General features: G+C 57.6%; 12 protein-coding genes. All 12 read right to left on the bottom strand.

Annotation, left to right across the window (positions count from 1 at the left end; translation table 11 throughout):
* Positions 1 to 170: 170 nt before the first annotated feature.
* Positions 171 to 1,136: a lipoyl synthase gene (gene lipA, locus MYY08_RS12000; protein WP_038627470.1), complete on the bottom strand. Its 966-nt coding sequence runs from the start codon at positions 1,134 to 1,136 to the stop codon at positions 171 to 173.
* A 172-nt stretch (positions 1,137 to 1,308) separates the two neighbouring features.
* Positions 1,309 to 1,968, bottom strand: coding sequence for a lipoyl(octanoyl) transferase LipB (lipB, locus tag MYY08_RS11995; RefSeq protein WP_038627468.1), 660 nt, complete (start codon positions 1,966 to 1,968; stop codon positions 1,309 to 1,311).
* An 81-nt stretch (positions 1,969 to 2,049) separates the two neighbouring features.
* Positions 2,050 to 2,313, bottom strand: a complete 264-nt coding sequence (ybeD, locus tag MYY08_RS11990) for a DUF493 family protein YbeD (protein ID WP_038627466.1) — start codon at positions 2,311 to 2,313, stop codon at positions 2,050 to 2,052.
* A 99-nt stretch (positions 2,314 to 2,412) separates the two neighbouring features.
* Positions 2,413 to 3,624 carry a D-alanyl-D-alanine carboxypeptidase DacA gene (dacA, locus tag MYY08_RS11985; RefSeq protein WP_038627464.1) on the bottom strand — a complete coding sequence of 404 codons (1,212 nt, stop codon included), beginning with the start codon at positions 3,622 to 3,624 and terminating at the stop codon, positions 2,413 to 2,415.
* Between the two features lie 141 nt (positions 3,625 to 3,765).
* Entirely contained in the window at positions 3,766 to 4,842 is a 1,077-nt protein-coding gene (gene rlpA, locus MYY08_RS11980; RefSeq protein WP_104951447.1) for an endolytic peptidoglycan transglycosylase RlpA, read from the bottom strand.
* A gap of 10 nt (positions 4,843 to 4,852) precedes the next feature.
* Complete coding sequence (mrdB, locus tag MYY08_RS11975; protein ID WP_038630089.1) at positions 4,853 to 5,965, bottom strand: peptidoglycan glycosyltransferase MrdB; 1,113 nt, start codon at positions 5,963 to 5,965, stop codon at positions 4,853 to 4,855.
* A gap of 8 nt (positions 5,966 to 5,973) precedes the next feature.
* Positions 5,974 to 7,878, bottom strand: coding sequence for a peptidoglycan DD-transpeptidase MrdA (gene mrdA / locus MYY08_RS11970; protein WP_038627461.1), 1,905 nt, complete (start codon positions 7,876 to 7,878; stop codon positions 5,974 to 5,976).
* 33 nt (positions 7,879 to 7,911) lie between these two features.
* Positions 7,912 to 8,382, bottom strand: a complete 471-nt coding sequence (gene rlmH, locus MYY08_RS11965; RefSeq protein WP_038627459.1) for a 23S rRNA (pseudouridine(1915)-N(3))-methyltransferase RlmH — start codon at positions 8,380 to 8,382, stop codon at positions 7,912 to 7,914.
* Positions 8,383 to 8,385: 3 nt separating this feature from the next.
* Positions 8,386 to 8,703, bottom strand: coding sequence for a ribosome silencing factor (gene rsfS / locus MYY08_RS11960; protein WP_038627457.1), 318 nt, complete (start codon positions 8,701 to 8,703; stop codon positions 8,386 to 8,388).
* A 93-nt stretch (positions 8,704 to 8,796) separates the two neighbouring features.
* Positions 8,797 to 9,441, bottom strand: coding sequence for a nicotinate-nucleotide adenylyltransferase (nadD, locus tag MYY08_RS11955; protein WP_288014351.1), 645 nt, complete (start codon positions 9,439 to 9,441; stop codon positions 8,797 to 8,799).
* A complete protein-coding gene (holA, locus tag MYY08_RS11950) occupies positions 9,441 to 10,472 on the bottom strand; it encodes a DNA polymerase III subunit delta (RefSeq protein WP_038627452.1) in 1,032 nt (343 codons plus the stop codon). The genes nadD and holA overlap by 1 nt, the downstream gene beginning before the upstream one ends.
* Positions 10,469 to 11,071, bottom strand: coding sequence for an LPS assembly lipoprotein LptE (gene lptE, locus MYY08_RS11945; RefSeq protein WP_190296647.1), 603 nt, complete (start codon positions 11,069 to 11,071; stop codon positions 10,469 to 10,471). Before lptE ends, holA begins: the two co-directional genes overlap by 4 nt.
* Positions 11,072 to 11,075 lie beyond the last annotated feature (4 nt).

The raw sequence follows: 11,075 nt of genomic DNA, 5'->3' as shown, positions 1-11,075 counted from the left end.
TGCTTCTGCTTCTGCTTCTGCTTCTGCTTCTGCTGCCCCGGTTTCCCTTTATCCGCCAGGCTTATGTTATCCAGCGTTTTTATGCGCGCCGCTGGGCATTCGCTCATTTCCGACGCGCATAAAAAAACGCAGCCTGAAGCTGCGTTTTCTCAACGGCAAAAGAGAAGATATTACTTCACTTCCAGCCCTTTGGCTTGCAGGTCGGCGTGGTAGGACGAACGCACAAAAGGTCCGCAGGCAGCATGGGTAAAGCCCATCGCCATCGCTTCCTCTTTCATCTCATCAAACTCTGCCGGACTGACGTAGCGCTGCACCGGCAGGTGATGACGGCTCGGCTGCAGATACTGACCCAGCGTCAGCATCGTTACTCCGTGACGGCGCAGGTCGCGCATCACTTCGACGATTTCCGCGTTGGTTTCGCCCAGGCCCACCATCAGACCAGACTTAGTGGGAATATCCGGGTGCGCTTCTTTAAAACGCTCCAGCAGCTTCAGCGACCAGTCGTAGTTGGCGCCGGGGCGCACCTGACGATACAGGCGCGGCACGTTTTCCAGGTTGTGGTTAAACACGTCTGGCGGCGTTGCGGTAAGAATCTCCAGCGCGCGGTCCATACGGCCACGGAAGTCAGGCACCAGCGTTTCGATTTTAATCGTTGGATTTTTTTCGCGGATAGCGCTGATGCAGTCGGCAAAGTGCTGCGCACCGCCGTCACGCAGATCGTCACGGTCAACGGAGGTTACGACAACGTAACGCAGGCCCATATCGGCAATGGTTTGCGCCAGTTTGGCCGGCTCGTTGCTGTCGGGCGTTAACGGACGTCCATGTGCCACGTCGCAGAACGGGCAGCGTCGCGTACAGATAGCGCCGAGGATCATAAAAGTCGCGGTGCCGTGGTTAAAGCATTCCGCAAGGTTAGGGCAGGAGGCCTCTTCACAGACAGAGTGCAGACCGTTTTTACGCATCGCCGCCTTGATCCCCTGAATACGACTGGAGTCGGCAGGCAGCTTGATTTTCATCCACTCCGGCTTGCGTAATAACTCCTGACGCTCGGTGACCACGGTCTTCACCGGGATTAACGCCATTTTATCTGCGTCGCGATACTTAACGCCGCGTTCCATCTGAATCGGTTTACTCATAAGCGTGCAGTTTCCAGGTTGGATTGCAGTTTGAAAAGAGGCCGTAACTCAATGAGTCGTTTGCTTTTTCAACTTTATTTGAAAAAATCGCAAAAATTATATCATTTCAGCGCCTGACAAACAGCCTGCCGGACGGTGAAAACGTTGCAAAATTGTAAAGTCGCACGCACGGTTACAATACGTCGAGTCCGTCGTCGGGTTGCCAGCTGGCTGACGGGATCGCCAGCTGCTGTAAAAATTTCTCAATCAGCACCGGCTGCACCGCTGCGGGCGTAACGCCTTCGCGGAAGGCGCTGAGCTGCGTCATCTCCAGCCCGGCGTAACCGCACGGGTTGATGCGCAGAAAGGGCGCCAGATCCATCGCGATGTTTAATGCCAGGCCGTGAAATGAACACCCCTGACGGATGCGTAAGCCAAGCGAACAAATTTTTTTCCCCGCCACGTAGACGCCAGGCGCATCGGGACGCGCGTAGGCTTCAACGTCGTAATGCGCCAGCGTGTCCACTACCGTCTGCTCAATGGCGGTCACCAGCTGACGCACGCCCAGCTTGCGGCGCTTCAGATCGATCAACACATACATCACCTGCTGACCGGGTCCGTGATAGGTGACCTGACCGCCGCGATCGCTCTGGACCACCGGAATATCGCCGGGCATCAGCAGATGTTCAGCTTTGCCGGCCTGGCCCTGAGTAAAAATCGGATGGTGCTCCACCAGCCAGAGCTCGTCAGGCGTATCGGCGTCGCGTCGATCGGTAAACTGGTGCATAGCAAGAGAGACAGGTTCCCAGGGGCGCAGGCCCAGCTGGCGAACAATAAGGAGAGGCTGCTGCAAAACGTGCTTCCCGCTTCAAAGAAAGAAAGAAGTATAACGCCAGCCGTGGGCGAGTACTACCCGCCCTGGCCGGTGTAGAAGTTACAACACCATGCGTACGATCTCAATTTTACCCAACTCTTCATAGAGCGTTTCGATCTGCTCGATATGCGTCGCGTTGATGGTAATGGAGACGGAATGGTAATTGCCTTTGCTGCTGGGTTTCACGTCGGGCGTGTAATCGCCCGGCGCGTGACGCTGCACCACTTCTACCACGTGATCAACCAGCTCCGGTTGCGCCAGTCCCATGACTTTGTAGGTAAAGGAACAGGGGAATTCGAGCAGTTCATTCAGTTTGGTTTTCATATGGACTCCGGTGCGAAAAAAGACTCCCGCCGTGGCGGGAGTGTACTGATACTCTGGTTATATGGGCAACTGACGCCAATATCAATGGCTGGAAGCCTGTTAGCCGAACCAGTGGTGGAACATCAGCTTGATATAATCAACGATACGGCTAAAGAAGCCACCTTCCGGCACTTCATTCAGCACCACCAGCGGACGCTGTTCAATGGTTTTACCGTCGAGCTGGAAATTGATCGTGCCGACCACCTGATTTTTCTTCAGCGGCGCGTGCAGTTCAGTGTTGCTGAGTACGTAGCTGGCCTTCAGATCTTTCATGCGGCCGCGCGGGATAGTCAGATACATATCTTTATCAACGCCCAGCTGAACGCGATCGCTGTTGCCGAACCAGACCGGCTCAGAGGCGAACTCTTTGCCCGCCTTCAGCGGCGCGACGGTTTCAAAGAAGCGGAAGCCCCAGGTCAGCAACTTTTTACTTTCAATTTCGCGGCCTTTGTAAGTATGGCCGCCCAGCACCGCTGAGATCAGACGCATCTGGCCTTCCGTCGCGGAGGCGACCAGGTTATAGCCAGCGGAGGCGGTATGACCGGTTTTGATGCCGTCCACGTTCAGGCTGGTATCCCACAGCAGGCCGTTACGGTTAGTCTGACGGATATTGTTGAAGGTAAACTCTTTTTCTTTATAAACCGCGTACTCTTCCGGCACGTCGCGGATCAGCGCCTGGCCGATTAGCGCCATATCACGGGCGGAGCTGTACTGGCCTTCGGCATCGAGTCCGTGAACCGTCTGGAAATGGGTATTCTGTAAGCCCAGCGCCTTAACGTAGTTGTTCATCAGGCCGACAAACGCATCCTGACTGCCCGCCACGTAGTCCGCCATCGCCACGCAGGCGTCATTGCCGGACTGCAGTACGATGCCGCGCGTCAGCTGGGAAACCGGCACGCGATCGCCCGGCTTCAGGAACATCAGCGAGGAGCCGCGGAACACCGGGTTGCCGGTCGCCCAGGCGTCCTGGCCAACGGTAACGATATCATCCTGATGAATTTTGCCCGCCTTGACCGCCTGTCCGATGACGTAGCTGGTCATCATTTTGGTCAGGCTGGCCGGATCGCGACGCGCGTCGGCGTTTTTCTCGGCCAGCACCTTTCCGGAGTTGTAGTCGATAAGGATATAGGCTTCTGCGTCAATATCCGGTACGCCAGGGATCATGGTCTTAATATTAACGTCTTCGGCCAGTGCGGCCTGACTCAGGCTCAGGGCAATCACGGTGCCCGCCGCCAGGCGCTTAAAATAGTGACAGGTTTTCAGCGTATTCATGTTAGAGACAACAACATCCGTGGAGGTTAGTGAAAAAAGTGCCTTACTATAGCAAAAGGCGTTTTTGCCGGCATCCAACTTCACGCTGACGCGATAAACAGGCGTTGCCGCCGCGTCAGCGCGAAGTGTCGCCGTTGTGCGTTACATACCGCCGGTTGCGGTAATAAAGGATTGCTGATTCGCTTCGCTGAGCAGACGATGCTGCAACGCCGCCGCCTCCTGGCGAGAAGCGAAGGGGCCCAGCTGTACGCGATAAAGTTTCCCGCTGGGCGCAACGTTGCCCGGCACGCCGAACTGCGATTTTAACTTATCGGTCCACTGGTTGGCGCGTCCGGCGTCGCTTAGCGCGCCGACCTGCACCACATAGTTGCCCGCTGCGGCAGGCGCGGCGGCTGAGGGCGCCGCGGACGGGGCGGCTACGGGCGCAGACGACGCTGGCGTTTCCGGCTCGCTGCCTTCCAGCACGCCCGGATGCAGCGGCGTCGGCGCGCCGAGGAAACCGCTGCTGCGTACCGGCGCGCCCATTTGGTCATCGCTGGTTAGCGTGCTGTTGTCCACCGGCTGAATATCCTGCGGCTGAGCGGCAGGCGCGGCTGCGCCGCCGCCCATCACCATCATGCCGCCGCCGATATCGGGACGCGACGGCAGCGCGTAGCTCTGTTTCGCTACTACGGTGCCGATGGTGCCGGGACCGGAAAGGCTGCCGTCGGGCGCGACTTTAATGTAATCGATGCGCACGCGCGTATTGTTCGACATATTCAGCCGGTCGCCCGCCGCGCGCGACAGATCGATAATGCGTCCCGGCGTGTAAGGGCCGCGATCGTTGACGCGCACCACCAGCTGTCGGCCGTTGGCGAGGTTCGTCACGCGCACATAGCTGGGCAACGGCAGAGTAGGGTGCGCTGCGGTCAATGCCTCAGGATCGAAGGCTTCGCCCGTCGCGGTACGGGTGCCGTTAGCCTCTTCGCCATACCAGGCCGCCAGTCCGGTTTCGCTGTAGTTGGAGGGATCTTTGATAATTTTGTAGGTCTTGCCGTTAACGCTGTAATCCTGGCTGGTAGCCGGATTGATCGGCTCGTAGCGCGGTTCAACGCCGCCAATTTCCACTACGGGGCCGTTATAGACCGGCTGCTGCGGCGCCGACGTCTGCTGTTCTGTAGTCGTACAGGCGGCTAACAGCAGCGAGGCTGCACCCACCCAAAGCCAATCCTTACGCATCGAAAGCCTCTTAAACGCTTTTAGACAACAATTTACGGTGTGTGTGGATCGACATCACAATGCCGAATCCCGCCATCAGTACAATCAACGCTGAACCGCCATAGCTCACCAGCGGCAAAGGTACGCCGACCACCGGTAAGATACCACTTACCATGCCGATATTAACGAAAACATATACAAACAAAATCAACATCAGGCCGCCAGCCATCACGCGACCAAAGGTAGTTTGCGCCCGTGCGGCGATAACCAGACCACGCATAATTAGCAGCAGATAGAGCGCCAGCAGGATCAGCACGCCGACCAGCCCCAGCTCCTCCGCCAGCACGGCGAAGATAAAGTCGGTATGGCGCTCCGGCAAAAACTCCAGCTGCGACTGGGTGCCGTGCAGCCAGCCTTTGCCGCGCAGTCCGCCGGAACCGATAGCGATTTTAGACTGAATAATATGGTAGCCAGCTCCCAGCGGATCGCTTTCTGGATCGAGCAGCATCATCACGCGGTCACGCTGGTAGTCATGCATCAGGAAGAACCATAGCACCGGAATAAAGGCGGCAACCAGCAGAACGGCGATGCCGATCAGTTTCCAGCTCATGCCGGATAAAAACAGCACGAACAGGCCGGAGGCGGCGATCAGAATCGACGTGCCGAGGTCAGGCTGCGCCGCTACCAGCAGCGTCGGTACAAAAATCAGCACCAGCGCGATGCCGGTATTCTTTAACGTCGGAGGGCAGACATCGCGGTTGATAAAGCGCGCCACCATTAGCGGCACGGCGATTTTGGCGATTTCGGAGGGCTGGAAGCGCACCACGCCGAGGTCGAGCCAGCGCTGCGCCCCTTTACTAATATGGCCGAAGGCGTCCACCGCCACCAGCAGCACCACGCAGACCAAATAAAGATAGGGCGCCCAGCCTTCATAGACGCGCGGCGGCACCTGCGCCATCGCGACCATTACCGCCAGCCCCATAAAGATCTGGCCGATTTTACGCTCCATCATGCCGGGATCCTGGCCGCTGGCGCTCCACATGACGAACGCGCTATAAATCAGCAGACAGGCGATGATGATCAGGAACAGCGGATCGATATGTATCTTGGTCCAGATCGATTTTTTCTGGGGGCTATCGTTCATGGACATCGTTATTCACCTTCATAACCGGGCGGCGTCGGCGCGGCTTCCGGTAGCGCCGTATTGTTGTCGCCTAACATTATATGGTCGAGAATTTGACGCATTACGGTGCCTACCGCCGGACCGGCGCCGCCATTCTCCAGAATCATCGTCACCGCCACGCGAGGTTTATCATAAGGAGCGAACGCGGTCATCAGTTTATGGTCGCGCAGACGTTCGGCGATTTTGTGCGCGTTATAGGTTTCGTTCTCTTTCAGACCGAAAACCTGCGCGGTGCCCGATTTCGCGGCGATCTTATAGGGCGCGTCGGCAAAGCTCTTATGGGCTGTGCCGTTAGGCCGGTTCGCCACGCCGTACATGCCGTCTTTGGCGATTTCCCAGTAGCCGGAGTGAATATCGCCGATGGGCGTCGCCGGCGGCTGACGATAAGGCACCAGCAGATTATTCTCACGCGTGGCGCGCAGCAGATGCGGGGTTCTGATGATGCCGTCGTTAATCAGGATCATCAGCGCCTTGTTCATTTGCAGCGGCGTCGCCGTCCAGTAGCCCTGGCCGATGCCTACCGGAATGGTATCGCCCTGGTACCACGGTTTTTTGAAACGCTTCATTTTCCATTCGCGCGTCGGCATATTGCCGGGGTTCTCCTGCGGTAAATCGATGCCGGTGCGTTCACCGTAACCAAATTTATTCATCCACTCCGACAGGCGATCGATGCCCATATCGTAAGCGACCTGGTAGAAGAAGGTATCCGCCGACTCCTCCAGCGACCTGGTGACATTCAGGCGGCCATGCCCCCATTTTTTCCAGTCGCGGTAGCGCTTTTCAGAGCCGGGCAACTGCCACCAGCCGGGATCGAACAGGCTGGTGTTGCGGTTGATCACGCCAGCGCTGAGCGCTGAGACGGCGACGTAAGGTTTCACCGTCGACGCGGGCGGATAGGCGGCCTGGATGGCGCGGTTATAGAGCGGACGGTTCTCATCCTGCAATAGCGCCTTGTAATCTTTACTGGAGATGCCGTCGACAAACAGGTTCGGATCGTAGCTCGGCGTGGAGACCATCGCCAGAATCTCGCCGGTGCGCGGATCGCTGACCACTACGGCGGCGCGGCTGCCGGTCAGCAGCGTTTCGATATACTGTTGCAGTTTAAGATCGATGGTCAGCCAGATATCGCGTCCAGCCTGCGGCGACTGTTCATGCAGCTGACGGATCACGCGGCCGCGGTTATTCACTTCCACCTCTTCGTAGCCGGTTTTGCCGTGCAGCACATCTTCGTAGTAGTTTTCGATGCCCAGCTTGCCGATATCGTGCGTCGCGGCATAATTCGGCCATTTGCCCTCTTTATCGAGGCGTGCGACATCGCGATCGTTAATCTTGGAGACGTAGCCGACGACATGCGTCAGCGTCTGGCCGTAAGGATAGTAGCGCCGCTGGTAACCTTTCACCTCGACGCCAGGGAAGCGATACTGATTCACTGCGAAACGCGCTACCTGCACATCGTTCAGCGCCGTTTTCAATGCGATAGAGGTAAAGCGCCGCGAACGCTTGCGCTCTTTCTCGAAATTTTCGATATCGTCGTCGGTCAGATCGAGAATAGGGCGCAGATCCTGCAGCGTCTGCTTCAGATTATCGACCTTTTCCGGTACCAGCTCAGCCTGATAAATCGTGCGGTTCAGCGCCAGTGCCACGCCGTTGCGGTCATAAATAATACCGCGGCTCGGCGCCACCGGCACCAGCTTAATGCGGTTTTGATTGGAACGGGTGCTGTAATCTTCGAAGCGTAAAATCTGCAGGTGATACAGATTGACGACCAGGATGCCAGAGAGCAGCAAGATACCGACGAAAGCGAGCAGGGCTCGCCGTACGAAAAGTGTCTGCTCGGCAGTATAGTCACGAAAAGAGTTGCGTTGAGATTTCATCCGCTGTTCGGTTGTCCGGTTTGCCTTATCGGATTATTCACGGTGATAAGGATGATTCGCAGTAATGCTCCATGCACGATACAGGCTTTCTGCAACCAACACGCGTACCAGCGGATGAGGCAGCGTCAGCGCGGAAAGAGACCAGCTTTGTTCTGCAGCGGCTTTGCAGGCGGGCGCCAGCCCTTCAGGGCCGCCGATCAGCAGGCTGACGTCGCGGCCATCCTGTTTCCAGCGTTCCAGCTGTTGCGCCAGCTGCGGGGTTTCCCAGGGTTGCCCTGGTATATCCAGCGTGACAATCCGGTTGCCTTTGCCAACCGCCGCCAGCATCGCTTCGCCTTCTTTTTCGAGAATACGCTTGATATCCGCGTTTTTACCGCGTTTACCCGCTGTGACTTCGGTCAGCTCCAGCGGCATATCTTTCGGAAAGCGGCGCAGGTATTCCATAAAGCCGGTTTGAACCCAGTCCGGCATTTTGGTGCCTACGGCGACAAGCTGCAACTTCACTGCTTAGCTCCAGAGCTTTTCCAGCTCATACAGATGACGACTCTCTTCCTGCATGACGTGAACAATAACCTCACCGAGATCGACCACTACCCAGTCAGCGGCGTTTCTGCCTTCCGTGCCCAATGGAATCAGGCCGGCGGCGCGCGATTCTTCAACCACATGGTCGGCGATCGACATCACATGGCGAGAAGAGGTGCCGGTACAGATAATCATGCAATCGGTGATGCTGGATTTACCCTGCACGTCGAGAGAAACGATATCCTGACCTTTAAGATCATCAATCTTATCAATAACGAAGTCTTGGAGTGCTTTACCTTGCAAAAGGTTCCCCCTTGGGTAACTGTTTCTGTTGACTGCCAGGCGCGCCGAAACGGGGCGCCTGAAAATTTAGCGGCGCAGTATACCATGCGCTTATCAAGGGCGATATAAGCCCTGATGATTGATATAGTCGATAACTGCGGCGGGCAGCAAGTCATCGCAGGAGATGCCCTGATGACGGCGCTGGCGAATGTCGGTGGCCGATACCGGCACCAGCGGCGTATGCGCCAGCCAGATCAGGCCAGCAGGCTGCCGATGCAGCGCGTCGGCATCGTGGGTTTGATGCTGCGTCAGCCAGCGCTGTAGCTCTGGCGTCGGCATTTCGCTGGCATAGCCGGGACGCTGACAGACCAGCAGATGACAAAGATCAAGCAGCGACTCCCAGCGATGCCATTTATGCAGGCTGAGCAAAGAGTCCTGGCCGATGATAAAGGCCAGCGGCTGCGCCGCGCCGCGTTCCGCGCGCAGCTGTTCCAGCGTTTCCACCGTCCATGAAGGCGTTTGCCGCGCCAGCTCGCGCGTATCAAGATTGAACAGCGGACGATCGGCGATCGCCAGCTCCACCATTGCCACGCGTTGCGCCGCGCTGGCTTCTGGCTGTGGGCGATGAGGCGGCACATTGTTCGGCAGCAGCGTCACCTGACGCAGGCCGACCTGACGCGCCAGTGCCTCCACCGTTTGCAGATGGCCGTAGTGGATAGGGTCGAACGTGCCGCCGAACAGCGCCTGAAGTGAAGCCATTAAAATTCGCCTAATTCCGCCGGTAACGCTTTATTACAAAGCAACAGCGAGAGGGTTTCCAGTTCCGGCCAGAGGCGCTGACCATAATCCTGCTTTAATGTGATTTCCAGGCGGGTCAGTAGCTGAATCGCCTGCCGAATCTGCAGCAGCGACAGGCGTTGCAGCGCGTCGCTGAATAACGCGCGACGGTTTTGCCAGACGCGATGCTGATCGAACAGCACGCGCAGAGGCGCTTTATCCTGCTGACGCTGTAAGGTCAGCAGCAGCAGCAGTTCGCGTTGCAGAGTACGGATCAGGATCACCGGCTCGCTATCTTCCGCGGCGAGCTGTCGCAAAATATGCAGAGCGCGTTTGCTTTTGCCCGCCAGCAGCGCATCGACCCAGTGGAACGGCGTAAAGTGCGCCGCATCGCTGACTGCCTGCTCGACGCGCGGCAGCGTCAGTTTGCCGTCCGGCCAGAGCAGGGAGAGGCGTTCCAGCGCCTGAGACAGCGCCAGCAAATTGCCTTCGTAGCAGTAACACAACAGCTGACAGGCCGCCTCGTCGAGGTCGAGCTTCATCCCTTTAGCGCGCGCGGCGACCCAGCGCGGGAGCTGGCCATGTTCGGGCGTGGCGCAGGGCACCAGCACCGCCTGAACGCTAAAGGCTTTAAACCAGGCGCTGTTTTCCTGGGCTTTGGTTAATCTGGCGCCGATGATAATCGGCAGCATATCGCTGTGCAGCAGCGTGCTCAGCTTTTCCAGCTGGGCGGCGATCGCTGCGTTGGGGCCGTTTTCCGGCAGCGTCAGCGTCAGCGTTTGACGACTGGCGAACAGGCTCATCGACTGGCAGCTGCTGAAAACGGCGTCCCAGTCGGTACTGTTATCCAGCACAACGTTGAAGTGTTCAGTAAAACCCTGCTGCTGCGCACAGGCTTTAATCGCATCATGGCTTTCCTGCAGCAGCAGCGGTTCGTTGCCAATCAGCAGATAACAGGCGCGCAGCCCCTCGCGGAGCTGCGCGTGCAGTTGTTCAGGGTAAATCCTGATCATTGCAGACTGGTGGCTGAAGAGGATGAGACTTCCGGTGAATCCTCACCCGGCGCCAGCACATCAGGCTCTGGCAGGGTAGTTTTATCGTTCAGCTGAGCGGCATGCACCGTCAGCAGCTTACGCACCAGCTGTTCGGCCAGACGTTGACGCATTTCATCACGAATGATGTTCTGCTCGGCGTCTTTCGCCAGCGCTGCCAGCGGGTTATCGAAGAAGGAACGATAAACGGTAGCGCTGATCGGGTAGATACCCTTTTGCGGAATCACCACCTGCGCGCTGACCGACATCACCATAGAGTATTCCGCCGTTACGCCGTTCTGAAACACCGATGCGGTGTCGCGGCCCTGGCGTTCGCTGGAAAGGCGCAGCGTTGGCAGGTCGGTACGCGTACCGGCGTCCTCCGCCTCCACGATAGTGATATTGTTCAGGCGCAGCTGCTGACGCACCGTACGCGCCAGCGGACCGTAGGGATCGCCGCTCTGCAATACCAGCGTGCGCAACTCATGGGGAACCTGAGTGGTGCTGCGCAGATGGAAGCCGCACCCGGCGGTGATAAGCACTGCCAGGCCGAGTAAAAAGGTAAAAATCGGATGTCGCACAGTT

This window comes from Mixta sp. (genome assembly GCF_024610815.1).
Classification (GTDB): domain Bacteria; phylum Pseudomonadota; class Gammaproteobacteria; order Enterobacterales; family Enterobacteriaceae; genus Mixta; species Mixta calida.
This window is presented reverse-complemented; position numbering and strand designations above follow the sequence as displayed.

Bases quoted from the DNA above. Each gene is read 5' to 3' on its own strand.
- lipA (WP_038627470.1), bottom strand. From the start codon at position 1,136: ATGAGTAAACCGATTCAGATGGAACGCGGCGTTAAGTATCGCGACGCA.
- ybeD (WP_038627466.1), bottom strand. From the start codon at position 2,313: ATGAAAACCAAACTGAATGAACTGCTCGAATTCCCCTGTTCCTTTACC.
- dacA (WP_038627464.1), bottom strand. From the start codon at position 3,624: ATGAATACGCTGAAAACCTGTCACTATTTTAAGCGCCTGGCGGCGGGC.
- rlpA (WP_104951447.1), bottom strand. From the start codon at position 4,842: ATGCGTAAGGATTGGCTTTGGGTGGGTGCAGCCTCGCTGCTGTTAGCC.
- mrdB (WP_038630089.1), bottom strand. From the start codon at position 5,965: ATGAACGATAGCCCCCAGAAAAAATCGATCTGGACCAAGATACATATC.
- mrdA (WP_038627461.1), bottom strand. From the start codon at position 7,878: ATGAAATCTCAACGCAACTCTTTTCGTGACTATACTGCCGAGCAGACA.
- nadD (WP_288014351.1), bottom strand. From the start codon at position 9,441: ATGGCTTCACTTCAGGCGCTGTTCGGCGGCACGTTCGACCCTATCCAC.
- holA (WP_038627452.1), bottom strand. From the start codon at position 10,472: ATGATCAGGATTTACCCTGAACAACTGCACGCGCAGCTCCGCGAGGGG.